Source organism: Fervidobacterium pennivorans DSM 9078, from assembly GCF_000235405.2.
Taxonomy (GTDB): domain Bacteria; phylum Thermotogota; class Thermotogae; order Thermotogales; family Fervidobacteriaceae; genus Fervidobacterium; species Fervidobacterium pennivorans.
On sequence record NC_017095.1, the window covers coordinates 1343395 to 1361185 of the forward strand.

Consider the following 17791-nt stretch of genomic DNA (forward strand, 5'->3'; position numbering starts at 1 on the left):
ACATTCGAGCTTTCCAATCATTCACCAAAGAATCTACTTATATCGACGAAGGTCATAAAGAACAAGAAGCCTAAGAGTAAGAAGAAACCAATTGTATGTATGAGGTTTTCAACTTTTCTGTTTATCTTCTTTCTGGATATCATCTCAACGAGTGCAAATATAATCCTACCACCGTCTAAAGCAGGAAGCGGGAAAAGATTGAATATACCCAAATTTATCGTTATCACTGCAACAACTATTAACACCGTCTCCAAACCAAATTGCACAGCTTGTCCGATAACTTGAACAACACCAACAGGTCCTGAAACATCCTGAATATTCCTGCCTACAAAGACTCCAGGCAACGTTTTCCAAATGTACAAAGCAAGTCTGTTGCTTCGGGCTATTGCTATGGAGAAAGCCTCCAATCCTCGAGGCTTCATTTTGGGTGCTTTCATTTCAAATATCCCAGGCGTAGAAAGAACACTTAAAAGTTTTTCTTTCGAAATTGTGATTTCTTTTTGAGTGCCGTTTTTTGAACTATAACGAACTTTTACATTAGCTGGTAAAGGTCTTATAACCTGTTCAACTTCTTCTCCTTTGATTCGAATATAAATCTCATCAGAGTTTAGACTTAGCGCCGTCACTATATCCATCAAATCCGTTGTTGACTCTACTTTTATACCTTCAACCTCAACTAACGTATCACCTTTTGAAAATATCTCACTATCCTTGGCAAATACATTAGAGAACTGTCCATAGTAAATCCCTATTGCATATCTCTCCGGAATGTTAGATACATTATCGAGCAAGCCTTTCAGTTCTCCTAATTCCGATTTTATTGTCACATACTCCTTTGTGTACTTTTCGATGTATCTTTCAAAAGGAATGTTGTTGACGCTTTCTACTTTACCTCCTATATTCCCCTTGACATCCTTCAAATACAAAAAATATTCTTTTTGAGTAAGTGCCGGTGTCACTTTTACAGTTATTCGCGTATCTTTTCTAAGCACTTCAAGTGTTAGTGGTTTACCTTTTCGTATAATGCTGGTCATATCCATCGTATCAAAAACATACTTCCCGTTAAGCTTTAAAACTATATCGTTTGCTTGAAGTCCTGCTTGTTCAGCTGGTGAACTCGGGATGACTTTATCGATTATTATAGGAGTGTATCCCCATATGGAAATTATCAATACAAATAGCAGGTAACCTGCCAAAATTGAAAAAACAGGTCCCGCGAGTACAATCAAAAATCTCTTCCATGCAGCAACTCCGTAAAGTGAATCTGGGTCTTCTTGCTCTTGAGGATCTTCACCCTTCAGTCTGACGTATCCACCAAGTGGAAAAACGTTTATTCTAAAATCTGTCTTCTTCCCTTTCTTTCTGTAAATCGCCGGTCCGAAACCGATTGCAAACTCATGCACCTTAACGCCAAACGCTACTGCAAAAAGATAGTGACCAAATTCGTGAACAACTACAATAAATATGAAAACCAAAATGAAAGCGATGATATTAACAAGTACACTCATTTCTGAACCTCCCTTTCGATGAAATCTTTAGCGTAACTTCTTGCTAATTCGTCAGTTTTGTAGACATCTTCTATAGACGTAATGATTATGTTTTGCGAATCTATGCGCTCTATTGTCTTTCTAACTACCGTTTCAATATCTTTGAATGATATTTTCCCACTAAGAAATGCGTTAACTGCTAACTCATCTGCTGCGTTCAGTGCAATCCTCCACGACAAATCGTCTTTTCTTTTTAACATATCCAATCCATAGAAGAAAAGAGGATAGCGTTCCCGTTCAACATCAGATAATAGAAGGTCAAATTCTGAGACGTCAGCCACAGATGAGTGATATTTCCTTTCCGGGTAAGTAAGCGCGTAAGCAATGGGTATCCTCATATCAGGTTTACCTGCATGTATTTTTATAACCCCGTCCTTAAGAAAGACTATCCCGTGTATAAAACTTGAGCGATTGATTTTTACCTCTATTTTGTCATACTCCAAATCGAAGAGCTCGTGCGCTTCAATTACCTCAAAAAGTTTGTTCACCATCGTTGATGAATCGACAGTTATCCTACCTCCCATGCTCCATGTTGGATGTTTCAAAATGTCTGAAGGCTTCAGGTCCGATATGTATTTGAGAGGAACGTCCCTAACAGCACCTCCTGAAGCGGTTATGAGTATTTTTTCAATGTGAGGTTCGTAGAGCTGGAAGACCGCCGAATGCTCACTATCAACAGGGATAATCTCAACATGTTTCTCTTTGGCTATCTTCTTAACAAATGGACCTGCACAAACTAAAGCTTCTTTCGTTGCAAGTGCTATTCTTTTTGTGTATTGCAAAGCAACAATTGTGGCTTTGACACCCTCGAATCCAGGAATTGCGCAAACCACTATATCAGGAGCTACCTCTTCTAATAATTGCTGTGTATTTTCAAAGCGCTTTCCAAACCCTACTTCTTTATTTGAAACGTAATAATCTACTTTTAAATCTTCCATTATCTTTCGTGCTTGTTCTACGTTTGAACCAAAGGAAATACCAACAACTTTGAAGCCTTCAAGTTGTTTTATCACATCGACCGTCTGCGTTCCTATCGAACCTGTAGCACCTAGTATTACGACTTTTTTTATAGTGGATTTTTCTTCCAACGCACAAACACCACCTTACCATTTTTCACTTCTATCTTCACAAAGTCGCTTAAAGCAACGTTACTGACACCTATCGGAGCTGTTATATCCATACTTCCATTGAATTGATATTTGAACCCTTCTATCAAAAACTCGGCATGACACAAAGGTATAAATGACCAAATCTCTCCGGGGACAGCTTTCAAGGTTTGGGTTCCTTTCTCACCCGCTTTGATAACCCCAACCTCACATTTATCAGATATCGCTATTACATTGTCGTATTTACTCATCAAGCCCACCATTGCGAGTATCATATCAAGCCTTTCACCTTGCCAGTTAAGTATTTCAACTTCCGTTGCACCGTGCTTGAAAACATAATTCAATGCAAGCTCAAGGTCAGTTTCGTCTTTCTCTGTAGGATACGTGTAAATCTTAACACCTTTTGTTTCGAAATACTCGAGTGTATCATCTGATACAGAATCCATATCTCCAATAATCACATGTGGAATAATCTTTCTTCTTCTTAATTCGTCAGCACCTCCATCAACTGCAACAACAAGTTCACCAGTTATATACATTGTGCCATTCGAATTTCCATTAAGAATTATGGAAGCTTTCATTCACACGCCCCCTATCTTGTATAATACCTCGTATAATAAATCACAATACTCATATAAGTATAAGCCCCTTTTCAATGTAAGCTTTTGCAAGCAACAACATTTGACCCCAACCATATGCACATCCGTACCTTATGTGTAATTCTCCCTCATCCTTCACAAACGTCCTATCTCTCACTGTCACAATCGTTTCTTCTTCATCTGTTGGCTGAAACGTCATTTCCACAAACGAACGGTAACCATCCTCGTATTCATACCACCAGAAAGAGAAAAGACGCTTGTGAATCACACTAACAATCCTACCAGTGTCCGTAACGACCTGACCATCGGTGAGCCTGAACCAACGAAAGTATATCTCGCCACTATCCTCGTATATCTTCATTCCATCTGTAAACCATGGGTCCCAACCGTTGGGGTTATAAAATGTCTTCCATACAACGTCAACGGGAGCTTTGAACCGCTCGTGAAATTCCATTTCATCGTTCGAAAGTGGCATCAAAACGACACCTCGACTCTCTTTTGATTAAATTATCAGCAATCTATTTTTTCCCATATCGCCTTAACCTTTGCTATATCTTCTGCGTGTTCTGGATTGTCACCTGGAGTTTCCAAAATCAATGGTAGTGAGTTAAAAATTGGATTTGACAAAAATACTTCGAGCTTTTCTCCAATCTTTCCGTTTCCTATATTCTCGTGTCTGTCTTTCTGAGAACCAAGTTCGTTTTTGGTATCGTTAAGATGGACAAACTTCAGCCTTTTTATTCCCACTTCCCGGTCAATCTCCTCGAGGAGTTGCTTTATGCCTTCAGCTGTTGTGACGTCGTATCCCGCGTCATAGCCGTGACATGTATCAAACGTCAAACCTATCCTGTCTTCGTATTTGCATAGACTTATTATCTCCCTCATTTGAGCGTAGTTGTATCCTATGTTTCCACCTTTCCTGACAACGTTTTCCAATAATATATAAACGTTCTTTTCCTTTTCCATAACTATATTCAGAGCTTTTGCAACTCTTTCTATCCCTTCCTTCTCACCAAGTCCTAGATGGCTTCCAGGATGGATGTTCAAATACTTAATTCCAAGTCTTGCACATATCTTCGCTTCGGTGATAAGCAACGCAACAGACTTTTCCCAAATATCTTCTTTAGGGCTTGCTATGTTAACAAGATAACCAGCGTGACACATGAAATTTTCTGGGTTCAAGTTGTACTTTTTAACGTCTCTTAAGAAATGGACAACATCATCATCAGATGGTAACTTCGCATTCCATTGACGAGGGTTATGTGGGAAAATCTGGAATGCATTTCCTCCTATTTCCACGGTCTCCTTTGGAACTCTTGCAAAACCGCCACCTATTGGCATGTGAGCACCGATTATCAGTTCTCTTTTACCACTCATATTCTCACCTTCTAAACTCTTCACTATTTTTCCAATCTTCTTTCATTAATCCCATTACAATTATATCCCAGTATCTTCCATCGTGGAATTTTGCTTCTTTGAGAATGCCTTCTTTTTTGAACCCCAAACTTTCAAGTAACCTCAGCGAACGTTCATTATACTCGTAAACTTCGGCTGTTACTCTACGAAGATTTAATTCTTTGAAAGCAAACTCTAAGGCTTTCCTTATAATGAGCTTTCCTATGCCCTTACCACGGTATTGTGGAGCCACATAAAATGTGATATACGCATTTTTGTTTATGACTCTCAAATCAAATTCAACAAATCCAATTTTCTCGTAATTACCATCGTTTGTTTCAAAGAAAAATACTAATGTAACAGGTTCTGCCTTCGTTATTCTCCTTTCAGAGAAGTACTTTATATCTTCGTCACTTAATTCAGCCACAAAACTATTACCGATATGAAACTTTAATTCTTCACCCTTTGGGTTGTTCATGATTGGAACTCCTCCTAACCGCCTAATCTTCTATATTCTCGAATTCCTTTATCTTTCTTTCGATTTCTTCGAAGGTCTCCATTACTCTTAGCAATTCCTCCTCTAATTTTTCTTTCTCACCCATCAATTCCATCAACTTAACATAATCTTGTTCTTTGTGCATACGACTTTCTAAATCACTTATCATGTATGTTATCTCGTTCTCTCTTTCCTTTAGTTCTTCCAATTGTTTTTTCCAACTCTTTAACTGATTTCTCAGTCTCTTTTTCTCTTCAAAATCTACGTTCTTTTCTTTTTCAACCTTTTTCTTTTCTTTAGAAAAGAGTATCGGCTCGTTAGATTCCAACAGTTCCCCATTTTTGATGGTAAAAAACCTGTTGCATACGTTTCTAATCAACTCGAGGTCATGGGAAACCAACAAAACTGCTCCCTTATATTCTTTAAGTGCCGATTCAAGCGCTTCGACTGTTTCCAAATCCATATGGTTCGTTGGCTCGTCCAGAATAAGCACATTCGGTCTTCTTAGCAAGACCTTTGCAAGAGCGAGTATCTGTCTTTCTCCACCACTCAAATCAGCAATTGTTTTAAAAACATCTTCACCGCGAAATCCGAATCTACCTGCATAGGCTCTGATAACGTAGTCTGGTTTATCTGGCATCTCTTCGAAGAGCTCATCGAAAACAGTGTTTTCTAAATCAAGCTGGTCAACAAACTGTTCAAGATAAACTGCTTTTACATTGTATCCGAATGTTACTTGACCAGCGTATTTGGTTAGCCCGTTGATGATTTTTAATAGTGTTGTTTTCCCAGAACCGTTAGGTCCAACAATCGCTATCTTATCTCCTTGATATACTGTGAACGAAACGTTTCTTAACAAACCGTCCCAAGAAACATTTTTAACTTCCAAAACAACGTAACCTGTGTTGTCTGGTTCAGGTATATCTATACTCTTCTGCTCTTCCTCCAAATACAGGTTGGGCATACTTTCTAATTCTTCGAGCATTTTCTCGAGCATCTTTTCTTTACTTTTCGCTTGCCTTGTGAATTTTTCCCTACCCCATTTTTTGTATCTATCTATTATCGCTCTCAATCTTTCTATTTCACGTTGTATATTTGCGAGCTGTCTTCTTTGAGTTTCGATAATCCTTTGTCTTTCCAAATGGTAGCTGTCGAAATCCATATCAAAAACCCAGATACGCTCGTTGTTTATCTCCCAGAATTTTTCGCAGGTGTTTCTGAGGAAATCTCTGTCGTGCGAAATGATTATATATCCTCCGCGGAAACTTCTCAGTAACTCTTTCAAAAACTCTATACTTTCTATGTCCAAGAAATTGGTTGGCTCATCTAAAAGAAGAAAATCGGGGTCTTCCACAAAGAGTCTTCCTAACTGCAGTTTCGTTCTCTCTCCTCCACTGAACGTTGAAATATCCCTTTCCCAATCCTCTTCCGGAAAACCTAATCCTTTCAAAATACTCCTCACCTGCTTTTGTTTTTCTGGGGTATCTGCTACCTTCATGTAGTATTCATAAGGTGTTCTTGCTTCAAATGTTCTGTATTGATCCATGTATGATACTTTACCTTGAACTGTTATTTCCCCTTGGTAATCTTTAAAAATTCCGGCTATCGCTTTCAACAGCGTACTCTTACCACTCCCATTTTTTCCCATCAATCCTATCCTATCCCTTGTTAGGACGGTTGCATTGAAATTAGAAAAGAGCGTCTTTTCGGGAAAGGCTATGGTAAGATTCTTTATTGTTATCATTTCCGGGAACCCCTTTCTCTTCTTAACCATTTTAAAAACAAGTCTGGTTGCGTTAAAAATAGTTTGATAGGTTTTGGTAAAAGAACCATTAATAACACCATTGCTCCAAACGTTAAGGCAAAAGCAATATACCAATACTCTCGCAGAGTTTCTTCGGTAACGGTAAAGCCCAGAGCCATTGTAATCAATATGGTCAAACCTCCGACCAAAATATGGTAACCGAACGCGAATATCGCATTATCTGAGAAAAGTCTCGCAATGCCAAGTATATATTTCACAAAGAATCTTCGTAATAGGCTGTTGGTGTTTTTTGAAATGTTCACGAAGCGCTCAATAAATATTCCAACTGAGAAAAAGCACATTGCTGTCCCAATTTCACCAAAGAATGTTAATAGTGGGTTTGTACCGTAATAATCTATATTCCACGATGTCCCATCGACAAGCAAAGCAACTAAAGTCCATGTTATCAAACCTACGAAACCAATTGGTCCTCCGAACTTTTCGAACGTGGTTCTTCTCTCTTCCACAAATTTCCCCAACCAAAACATGTAAAGTCCAGAAAATGCTACATCAATTTTGAAAGGAAGTGCACCCGGATAAAAAAAACGCAGTAATATACCTACAACTATTGCATACGGAAGGACATGAAAATTGCGAAAAGCTATGAACATGAATTCAGCTACAAAAAGGAAAATTAAATACCACAGCGGCACAATCGGAAGTGGTATCTTCTCAAGCAAATCTGTTCGAACAAGAAGAAAACTTTTCAGATAAGTTAAATTACCAGCTTTTTTAAAAGTTTCTGGAACAAGGAAAATCCAAAGAATATAACCAATCAGTCCAATGTAGTAATACGAAATGATCAATGTTGTTCGTTTAGCGAAAAAATCTTTAAAACTCATATCTTTCATTAGATAACCGGTCAAAAATGGGAAAACAACTATAACATAAGAGACAAATGCAAACAACTTCGACGGGATCTGAGAATGTGCCAGTACAACCATTATTAACGCCAAACCTCGGGCGTAATCAATCCATAATTCACGATTTTTATTAGTATTCAAATTTTCGACCCTTTTCATAAACTTGCTTCACTCCTGTTTCTTCTTTGCGAAAATCCAGCCATCTTGTCTCTCACTTATGTTCAAAACGCCAAGGATTATTGAAGCCAGCATCAATAAACCACCCATAGTTTGTGAAGTGGTCAGGTGTTCTTTTAGAATGAGAACAGACAAAATCATTGCAAATAACGGTTCACCAACAAAAATGAGAGCGGACACATTACTACCAACAACCTTTTGATATTTTGCTTGAATTATTATCGCAACAATTGTAGCTGTCACCGCTGTAAAAGTAGCAACAAGGATTGCATCCATAGAAAAGCTCCATTTGTTACCGTTGCTCCGGTAGAACACATTGAAGAGTGTGTTCAATAGTGCTACTGTGAAGAATTGGGGAGTTAGCAACGAATATTCACTAACTTGCTTGGAAAACTTGGTTATCAACACAACGTGGAGTGCATACATAACTCCACATATTGTTGTAAGAAAGTCGCCAAAATTGTAACCACTAATTCCTCCGCTCAATAAATACATACCAACAAGTGCCCCAAGAAAGCCTAAAACTTGAAGTTTTCTCACCTTTTCATGCTCTATGATGTAAGAAAAGAAAGGAACAATAACTATGTATAACGAAGTAATAAATCCGCTTTTCGTAGATGTTGTTATCGTTAACCCCCATGTCTGAGTAGCGTAAGCAATAGCCATCACTATGCCGAGCACCGTGCCGCGTATCCAATCAGATTTCCCAAAAATAAGTGCCGATAAAAAAGTTGCGATCCAAAATCGGATCGCATTGTACAAAAATGGTGAGATTTCTTCTTTTAACACAAGCTTTTGTATGGGAAAGGTCAATCCCCATAAAAAAGTGAGTACTAAAAGCCAAAAAATAGCTATGAATTTATCTTTTAAAGCGTATTCGTTTGCAAATTCGTCCTTCATACCCACCCTCCATATGTCCGGACCATTAACTTCTGGCAATCTTTCCAACGGGAGCAAGATAAACAACCATCTCGTCTTGTCCATCGACACCAAGGAACCTATCCATGAGTTTTTGAGAATAGGCTGCTATTGCGCATGTTCCAGCTTCTATTGCTTCACAAGCGAGGTACAAGTTCTGGCAAACATGCCCCGCATCCAAAAGTATCGCCTTGTGAGAAGCAGGACCATATCGCCATTCTGTCCTATAGGGTATCGCAGTCCATATAAATACGACTGCAGCTTGACCAACAAATTCTTGTTCTAATGTTGCATGTATAATTTCTTCTCTCAGATATCTATCTTTTCTGTGCAAGATTAAACTATGTTCAAGCGGTAGATATCTGTAGACTGCTTCTTCTAATCCTTCCACATTTTCAACATATACATATGTTTCGAACGGATGCCTTGCACCAGCAGAAGGTACTGTTCTGAATGTAGCTTTAGGTGTTACGTACCTGATTCCTTGCGTAGCCCATAGAAGAAAAGAGAGCTCCGCTAACTTAAGTGGTTTATTTTCGTACTTCCTATGACTTTTTCTGTTTGCAATAGTTTCAAACAGGGACTTTATTTTAAATTCATTGATATTAAAATCTGGAAGCTTTATTAAGAACGCATCTTGTGGGAACGGTTTCTCAAAAGGGGGCATCTCAACCCCTTTTCTTTGGTCGCTTGTGTAATTTTCCAGAACTTCCCAATTTGATTTCAGAAATTCTCGACCCAAAGAAATGATTTTATCAAACTCATTTTGGTCTTTCGCGCTGAAACCCATCAGCTTCCCCCCTTTCCCTTGTTCAGTTCACCAATACTCTTAAAACCTTGGATTGATACCGCATTCTTTCTTAATTCTCTCCTTTATATCTTCAAGTGCAAGGTCCACTTCTTCATCGCTTAGTGTCCTTTCTGGATGTCTGAACTTTGCGTAAATTGTAACACTGTAGAATTCATCGCCAACTTTTCTGTAAATGTCGTCTATACCTACTTCTTCAACAAGTGGGTTCTCTTTGTAAATCTTTAGTAAATTCTCAATCTCGTATCCTATTGGAATGAGATAAGACACGTCTCTACGCACATACGGGAATTGCGGTAGCGGTTGGTAAGTTTTCCTTGCGTCAGCTGAATAGATTGTTTCAAGATAAATCTCCCCAGCGTAAATTTCGTCTTTGACGTCGTAAAGCCTGTCTGCAAGTTCAGGATCTAAAAGCCCTATAAAACCAATCAATTGTCCTTTGTAGTAAATTCCTGCGGTTACAGTCGGAACAAAACCCTTCTTTTCAATCTTTTTAAAAGTAACTTCTAATCCAAATTGTTCGAAGAGTTCTTCTAATACACCTTTCATTGTGTAAAGCGACACAGTCCTTTTGTCAGTGTAGTCCTTGACCGATTCCCTTCCTGTTGCAACAAAGCCGAGAGCTTCTTGTTCATGAGGTTTACCATCTACAATAGAAAACACCTTACCAACTTCAAAGAGTTTCACGTCTTTCATTTGCCTTTTGTAGTTGTAGGAAAGTGAATCGAGTAAGCCGTAAAGAAGAGATGGCCTCATCGTGTCGAAATCTGAAATAATAGGATTGCTTATGGGAACACCTTTTCCATTGATGTCAAAAATATCTATAACCTTACTTGCAGCGAAAGAAAGTGTGTTCGCTTCATTGAAACCCATTGCAGTCATGAGGTTTTTGATTTCAAATCTTCTTTTCTGCTTTTCGCTCCTTCCTTTTTCAATAGCGAGCATTCTTGGTGGTTCTGCATGGAGATGTTCATAGCCATGGATGCGTCCTACTTCTTCCATAACATCCTCTGGAAGAGAAACATCGAAATATCTGAAAGACGGCACGTAAACATCATAACCATCCTTCGTTTCTTCTACCTCAAAACCAAGTGGCTCGATGTACTCACCGATATGTTTCACATCTATACCTAAGACTCTTTTTGCATAGTTCTTCGGAACAAATATTTTCTTTTGCTCTATTTTATGAGGATAGTTATCTACTATTTCTTTTGAAGGTTTACCACCTGCGAGTTCCTCAATCAATTGCGAAAGCCTTTCAATAACGAACAATGCGTCGTCAAAATCAACACCTCTTTCGAAGCGATAAGAAGAATCTGAAGAAACTCCTAACCTTCTTGATGCTTTTCTTATCCTGACTGGGTCAAACATCGCAACCTCTAACAAAACATCGGTTGTGTTACTTGATATTCCAGATTCTTCTCCTCCCATGATACCACCAAGTGCGAGAAGCTTTTCACCGTCAGTTATAAGTACCTCACCGCCGGAAAATTCATAAGTCTTGCCATCAAGTAATAACATCTTTTCACCAGGTCTCGCATCACGAACCACTATCTTTCCATTCAGCTTTGCAAGGTCAAAGGCATGGACTGGATGCCCAGTTTCAAGCATCACGTAGTTCGTTATATCAACAATGTTGTTTATAGGTCTAATCCCGGATGCGATTAACCTTTTTTGCATCCATAGAGGGCTCGGACCTACCTTAACGTTTCTGATTACCCGCGCCGTATATCTCCAGCAGCCATCGGTCTCTATGTATACCTCAACCTTATCATTTCCTTCCGCACTCTTAACACTTGGAATAGGGAAGTGAGGTTTTCGTTTTAACCCGGCAGATAACTCTCTTGTCACACCAAAATACGATAGCACATCAGGGCGATTCGGGGTAATCTCCATCTCAAAATACCAGTCATTTAAATCGAGGAGTTTGACAACGTCTGCTCCAAGCGGAAGTTCTTCATCCGTCATATAGACATGCTCACTTTTTTGTTCAAGTCCGAGCTCTTCCAAAGAACACATCATGCCCTGAGAAGGGATGCCACGCATTACTTTTTCTTGAATTTCTACACCGTTTGCAAGTCTTGCTCCTTGGAGCGCTACAAAAACGTACTTGCCTTCTTGGACGGAAAGGTCTGCTGTTAATATTGTTTTATACTCGTTACCTATACTCACTTTGCAGACCACTAATTTATCGGCTTGAGGGTGCTTCTCAACACCCTCAATGCGTCCAACAACTATCGGACCACGGAGTGGGAAAACAGGACCTTCTTCACCAATGTCAAAGCCGAGTTTTGGCAGATACTCAGCCACTTCCTCCTTATTAACATCGATATATTGATTAAGCCATTCCAAAGAAATTCTCACAAAGAGCACCTCCTGATTATCCGTGTTTCAATATTTTCTTTAGAATATCAAAAACTTCCAAATTATCGTAATCACAATTGCCGATAAAGGACTGATCCACCAAGTATGAATGTTAATACGTTCGCGTTTCCACAGTTTGTAAAGAAACCCCAAAACCAGTGAGAGAAATGCCAACCAATAACTTTTTCCGAGAAAGAACACGTAAAAAGCTAATCTTTCCGAGATACCATCTAGGTCGTTGTAATTCTCGTCCCCCGGGTAGAAGTTTTTGAACACATACGTCACAGCCATCGTCACAACAGCCATACCAAGTAAATAGAGAGCAAACTCCTTTGAGATAAATGAATAGACAAACAAATCAGCCACAAGAAAATTCAAAATGAGTGCGATTATCAGTTCTGATAGCTCAAGAATGTGTAGTTTCATTTTGCTGTTTTGAATCTTTGTTCTTATGATATCTCCAGCAACGTGGATTATCATCATGATAAGCAAAACAGTGACACCTTTTGTACTTTTTAACAGCGTATCGAAAGTGAAAGCAAGAAGGGCAAAAATTGACCAGATGATATGTTCGAAAAGTTTATACCCTTTGTAGTGTCTTATCTTTGCGTTATCAGTAAAACCGTGATCTGCTACGAAGTGAGCCAAGAACAGGTGTATCATTTAAGCAACCTCCTTTAAATAGTTTCCAAGTCTCAGAAATCCTTAACTTTAACCTATTTTGTAGACTAACAACCCTTCACTCATCATTAAATAGAGTTTATCTTCCCAAACGGTTGCATCATAAACTATCCCAGCCACGTCTTCAACAATTCTGTGAATGCGTTTTGCAGAAAAATCTATTAGCGTTACAAAACTGTCGCCAACGGCAACAATGAAATTACCAGACCTATACAATCCCAAGTTACCTATCCATCCTTCACCAACGTAAGCATACCTTCCCATCTTATCAAAAACGAGCAATCCATACGCACGTGTTGTTGCTATGATGTAATCATCCGCTACCAAAGCGTAAGTTATATCGTAGGTATTCCTTAACCCCAAAGGTGCAGTGTATTTGATACCGTAGAAATACCGGTAAACCTCTCGGTTTGTTACAAATAGCAGTTCATTTCCATCGAATATGACCCTTCCATAAGCCCCTTGCAATGTTGCCAAAACATTGCCAGTGTTATCAACAAAATCTATCTTATTGTTACCCCTTGGTTTGGCAAAGATAGCGTAGTCTTTGGTAGCAATGAAATCATCCGCTGGAGTTTGTTCAAATGTCACTGTATCTGCGAGTTTTCGATAGTAGACCTTTCGTTGTGTCCCATAGCTTACTCCGTCGATTGTTTCTTTCAAACCTATCACAGACTCTTCCCATACTCGCGTTCCAGCAACATAAAGTCCTTTTTCATCTGCGGTATAAACTATCCCGCCATAAACGGCAACTTGAGTGCCCGGATAGTTGTAGGTTCTTAAGAATTTAATGTAGGGATTATCACCTATCTTCCATTCATCAACGTAGAAACTCTCAGCAGAACCGGAAGTAATGAAACGTTCTAAAATTTTTTCTTTTTCACTTTTAACATACTCTGCAAACGTATCGTCTTTGTAAGCAGGAATTTCTGGGATTTCAAATGCAAAGAACTTCTTTATCTCCTCAATGAACGGTTCGGATGAATAAAAGTCGTTCCAACTTCCGTTAAATATCTTCAAAGTCATATACGGAAGCCGGGCTGAGTTTCTTGTAACCACGCCGTCTCCTAAATTCAAAGTTAGCTCAGGATAAAACTTTTCCAGTAAGCTCCCACCGACGTCTATCGACAAAGGAGGGGTATTACCCATGTAAGCTATTGTTGGTATATCACTCCGATATGGAAGATACTGGAGACGTTTTAAGAATTCCGAATTCGGTAAGATGTCTGAGTAATAAATATTAATGGCTTCTATGTAAGATTTTAAATAACCTTGGAGCGTCGCCACAACTGATTCCGGTAGGTTGTAAAGTAAAGCTGCTGCTGATGGTTTTGATGCATAGATGGTTGTTGCCAAACGTGGGTCCACAACGTTTGTACCATAAAACGGTGTAGAGACATAAGCCACTCTTCTGATATTTTTTATCTCAGGATGCATCGCTAAACAATAATAAAGTATAAGTCCGCCCACCTCGTGAGCTAACACATCGAATTGGACATTAGGATATCTTTTAAGTTCCTGAGCTAACCGTTCCGCCTCAAATACAATAGGACTTTGCATAGGTTCAGATTGCTGAAACGCTTTGAATGCACGTGTATAATTATAAGATTTCGTGTCGTTCAGCGGGTATTTATATACATAAATCGACCTGTCTGGAAATACACCTTGCCATGTTGAAAGAGGCGTTACCTTTGCCGATTGGTAATAACCAGCAAAATTTGCATCACTACCAGGGATAATAAGAAGTGGGGGATAAGCAGAAACCACGCGGTAAACTTCTTGAATACCAGTTTTCAAAACTTTTCCCGGGACAGATACAACTCCCAGCCATCTTGGAACCACGAAAAAGCTCGCCTCAACGAAATAACCTCTACTGTCCCTATCTATGAAGCTTCCGGGGATTATATTGTATACCTTACCATCACTACTCAGTCCGGCAAATGCGAGCGCATTTGAATCGTTACTTCCAATCAGATTAGACGGGAAATAGTATCTAACCTTTATGGGCAACGTAGCCATATCGTATCTTCCATCGTTTGGTATCAATTCATAAATAGGGCTGACAAAATTTCCGGAACTAACCATTCCTTGAACTGAGTTTTCAGGGACTACCCTAACCTTGAATGATTTTTCGTATGGAAACGCACCTGGTGGTATAGAAATAATCAAGTTCTCTACCGTCTGCGTTCCTTCTGATAAAAATGCTTCAGGAACCTTTGGACGTGAAAGCAATATTCCCAAAGCAACGATGAGAACAACCACACCTAAAAATGTGAAAAAAAGCACTTTTCTATGCCAAAGCGTGCTTATAAAGTATTTTATTTTTTCAAGCAACCCTTTTATACCCTTTTCCCCTAAGGGCTTTCCTTTTGATGGTGCTTCAGTAGATTGTATTGATTCCTTTTTAGTTTCCTTTCCAAACTTTAAAATACCTTTGAGCTTTGAAAAATCAAACTTCGGAATTTTCGGCATAGAAATCCCCCACATAAGTTTTTAAACTTATCGTATTGCTCAATCAATTATCGTAGTCTTCAAAGTTATCGTCATCTTGATTATCGTTATCCTGTTCGCTTTCCCCACCTTCAAAATTTGTGAAATCTTCTGTATTGTCATTCAAAAGTTTTTTAAATTCGCTAATGTCCAAATTTTCAACGAATTTTTTAAATTCTTCTTCATTTTCTGATTCGCTTAGTTCTTCAAAAGTAATCGCTTCCGTTGCGATGATTTCATTTGTTACATAGAGCGGAGCCCCAGTCTTCAACGAAAGTATTATACAATCAGACGGTCTAGCATCAATCTCTATAAATGGATTCATACCTTCCGCAGCTTCTTGTTCAGAAACAACAAGGTCCCTGAGAACGATTTTAGCGTAGAAGACATTATCTCTAATGGAGTGGATTACAAACCGCTCGATTTTCAAACTGAGCTCATTGACCAAAGTGACAATCAAATCATGCGTTAAAGGCCTATCAAAAGGTACTTTTTCAATTGCTATAGCCATCACACTTGCTTCGCATGCACCTATCCATATTGGGAGAATTTTCTTCGTGTTTTCTATCCCGAGTAAGACAACAGGTGTATTCGAAACCTTATCTAACACAAGTGCCTTAACAAACGCTCTTTTCATTTTCAACCACCTCTTTCAACTTTTCCACACCCTGTCTTATAACGTTCTCAACGTATGCTCTCAGTTCTTCCTCACTTTTGAAGTTTTCTGGATAAACAACTTCTCCAAACATTATACCCGTTTTATTACCACTAACTATCAATTTATGTTTTGGAATTACCAGGTGGTTTCCCCAAATAGATACTGGCAATATGGGAACTTTCGCTTTAAAGGCAATTTCCAAACTACGAGGTTTGAACGGTAAAACTTCTCCGTTGGGTGATCTTGTCCCTTCCGGAAAAATCACAAAATGATAACCTTCATTAAGCTTTCGCATAACTTCCCTAATCGCTGTTGCAGTTTGCCTGACATTTCCTCTATCAATCAGTTCGCTACCAAGGTACTTGAGATAAACGTTCACCATTGGAAACTTCTCAAGCTCTTTTTTCGCTATGAACGGTGTTGGACCAACGTATCCTATTATAAGTGGGATATCCAATATGCTCTGATGATTGCTAACAACAATATAGTTCGAATTTACATCGGGCTTTTTACCACACACAAATACCTTAACACCAAGTAGCTTGAATGCAAGCCTTCCGAATATCTCTACCTGTTTCAGAACAAACTTTCGCCCTTTTTCTTTTCCCAATATCCATCCAATTAGCAAAACTATGGAGCCGTAAACGAATATGTAAAGAAACGCACCTACAAGTAACCACAAACTTCTAAGAATGTTGAAAAGTTTTACAAATATATTTTCCGAATTTCTATAACTGCTGTTAATTTTTTCCATTGCTCTTCACACCCCACAATTTGGCTATTCTAAAGAAGAAGAGCAAGAGCGAAAGAACAAACGTAGCCCATGCAAATAATGTGTTGTTTAAATTAAACACATACTTATCAAAAAAGAACATGCCTATGGAAACCAATATAAAAGAAGACATCGCAGTTGCTATCAGTCCTATGAATTTAGAGCTGTTTTTAACCGCGTAGAAACCACCAATCAGCCCCACAAGTAAGCCAAAGACTAAGTAAATATACCACTGAAACGTCAAGTAGGAGGTCAGAAATGATTTCAGTAAAAAATTCCCAACCAGGAACGAAATTATGAAACTTCCCACAAAAATTAGTGACTTATACAGTGAATAGAAAATCACAGCAAACACTACCGAAACTATAAGCGAGTAAATTTGGAAATTACTTTCCAAAGAATTTGAGAACTGCGGGAGATATCTTTCCAAAAAGCTAAGCACAGAAGGACTGATATATCCATAACCCACTATTAACCCAATGGCAATGAGTGTAATTACCTCGACCAAATTTGGAAAAAGCAAAACAAACACAGAAAACGGGACAAAGATATACCAACTTGATGCAAAAAACTCACTCAACACCTTCAGATTCTGTATGTTGAAAATTATCGCATCCATATTAAAACCGCTCACAATTCCAATCCCCCTTCCACGTACTTTTCTACCTCTCTTTTTACACTCTCATCAGAAAGCTTTTCTTTTGCCTTTTTCTTATTTCCCAAGGCTATATAACACAGTGCAAGCTGGACATCCAAATCAAAACTTTTCAGACCTAACTTTTCCGCCTTTTCGAAAAACATCACCGCCTCGTTGTATCTATCAACTTCCATAAGTGCACACGCAAGATTGAAGTAAGCGATGGAAAAGTTCGGACATATGTGTATTGCTTTTCTATACATTTCAATAGCCCTACCCAACATCCCTTGCCTTCTGTATACATTACCAAGGTTGTTAAAAACTTCCGGTATCTCGTAAGGTATAAGCTTATTATAGATTTCTATAGCTCTGTCGTAATTGCCTTCCTCGGTTAGTTTTATCGCCTCTTGGAGTAGAAGTTCTATATTTTCGTTTTTTTCACTCTCTTGTTGTATCTTTGCCATACCCACCACCAA

General features: G+C 38.7%; 17 protein-coding genes. All 17 read right to left on the reverse strand.

From position 1 onward, the window contains the following. Window positions 1–17 precede the first annotated feature (17 nt). The 17 genes from FERPE_RS06375 to FERPE_RS06455 are packed head-to-tail and all read right to left on the reverse strand — an operon-like array spanning window position 18 to window position 17779. A complete protein-coding gene (locus tag FERPE_RS06375) occupies window positions 18–1508 on the reverse strand; it encodes a M50 family metallopeptidase (RefSeq protein WP_014451817.1) in 1491 nt (496 codons plus the stop codon). Next, window positions 1505–2635, reverse strand: coding sequence for a 1-deoxy-D-xylulose-5-phosphate reductoisomerase (locus FERPE_RS06380; protein WP_014451818.1), 1131 nt, complete (start codon window positions 2633–2635; stop codon window positions 1505–1507). The genes FERPE_RS06375 and FERPE_RS06380 overlap by 4 nt, the downstream gene beginning before the upstream one ends. Then, complete coding sequence (locus FERPE_RS06385) at window positions 2614–3234, reverse strand: thiamine diphosphokinase (RefSeq protein ID WP_014451819.1); 621 nt, start codon at window positions 3232–3234, stop codon at window positions 2614–2616. Before FERPE_RS06385 ends, FERPE_RS06380 begins: the two co-directional genes overlap by 22 nt. 49 nt (window positions 3235–3283) lie before the next feature. After that, window positions 3284–3727 (reverse strand): SRPBCC family protein, encoded by a 444-nt coding sequence (locus tag FERPE_RS06390; protein WP_014451820.1) that lies wholly within the window; start codon window positions 3725–3727, stop codon window positions 3284–3286. Window positions 3728–3762: 35 nt separating this feature from the next. Then, a complete protein-coding gene (locus FERPE_RS06395; protein WP_014451821.1) occupies window positions 3763–4629 on the reverse strand; it encodes a deoxyribonuclease IV in 867 nt (288 codons plus the stop codon). A 4-nt stretch (window positions 4630–4633) separates the two neighbouring features. Continuing rightward, on the reverse strand, window positions 4634–5125 hold the full coding sequence (locus FERPE_RS06400; RefSeq protein ID WP_014451822.1) for a GNAT family N-acetyltransferase: 492 nt from the start codon (window positions 5123–5125) through the stop codon (window positions 4634–4636). A gap of 22 nt (window positions 5126–5147) precedes the next feature. Continuing rightward, window positions 5148–6887, reverse strand: a complete 1740-nt coding sequence (gene abc-f / locus FERPE_RS06405) for a ribosomal protection-like ABC-F family protein (protein WP_014451823.1) — start codon at window positions 6885–6887, stop codon at window positions 5148–5150. Further along, window positions 6884–7969 (reverse strand): hypothetical protein, encoded by a 1086-nt coding sequence (locus FERPE_RS06410; protein ID WP_014451824.1) that lies wholly within the window; start codon window positions 7967–7969, stop codon window positions 6884–6886. The genes abc-f and FERPE_RS06410 overlap by 4 nt, the downstream gene beginning before the upstream one ends. A 9-nt stretch (window positions 7970–7978) precedes the next feature. Then, window positions 7979–8887, reverse strand: a complete 909-nt coding sequence (locus FERPE_RS06415) for a DMT family transporter (protein ID WP_014451825.1) — start codon at window positions 8885–8887, stop codon at window positions 7979–7981. 25 nt (window positions 8888–8912) lie between these two features. Further along, a complete protein-coding gene (locus FERPE_RS06420) occupies window positions 8913–9695 on the reverse strand; it encodes a SagB/ThcOx family dehydrogenase (RefSeq protein WP_014451826.1) in 783 nt (260 codons plus the stop codon). 39 nt (window positions 9696–9734) lie between these two features. Further along, entirely contained in the window at window positions 9735–12077 is a 2343-nt protein-coding gene (pheT, locus tag FERPE_RS06425; RefSeq protein WP_014451827.1) for a phenylalanine--tRNA ligase subunit beta, read from the reverse strand. A gap of 39 nt (window positions 12078–12116) precedes the next feature. Continuing rightward, window positions 12117–12740, reverse strand: coding sequence for a hypothetical protein (locus FERPE_RS06430; RefSeq protein ID WP_014451828.1), 624 nt, complete (start codon window positions 12738–12740; stop codon window positions 12117–12119). Window positions 12741–12788: 48 nt separating this feature from the next. Then, window positions 12789–15230: a hypothetical protein gene (locus FERPE_RS06435; RefSeq protein ID WP_014451829.1), complete on the reverse strand. Its 2442-nt coding sequence runs from the start codon at window positions 15228–15230 to the stop codon at window positions 12789–12791. 43 nt (window positions 15231–15273) lie between these two features. Then, a complete protein-coding gene (locus tag FERPE_RS06440; RefSeq protein ID WP_014451830.1) occupies window positions 15274–15885 on the reverse strand; it encodes a bifunctional nuclease family protein in 612 nt (203 codons plus the stop codon). Then, complete coding sequence (locus FERPE_RS06445) at window positions 15866–16660, reverse strand: lysophospholipid acyltransferase family protein (RefSeq protein WP_014451831.1); 795 nt, start codon at window positions 16658–16660, stop codon at window positions 15866–15868. The genes FERPE_RS06440 and FERPE_RS06445 overlap by 20 nt, the downstream gene beginning before the upstream one ends. Then, the gene (locus FERPE_RS06450) at window positions 16647–17312 is read right to left on the reverse strand and encodes a hypothetical protein (protein WP_014451832.1); all 666 of its coding nucleotides are present in this window, start codon (window positions 17310–17312) and stop codon (window positions 16647–16649) included. The genes FERPE_RS06445 and FERPE_RS06450 overlap by 14 nt, the downstream gene beginning before the upstream one ends. Continuing rightward, window positions 17309–17779 carry a tetratricopeptide repeat protein gene (locus tag FERPE_RS06455; protein WP_014451833.1) on the reverse strand — a complete coding sequence of 157 codons (471 nt, stop codon included), beginning with the start codon at window positions 17777–17779 and terminating at the stop codon, window positions 17309–17311. Before FERPE_RS06455 ends, FERPE_RS06450 begins: the two co-directional genes overlap by 4 nt. Between the last annotated feature and the right edge of the window lie 12 nt (window positions 17780–17791).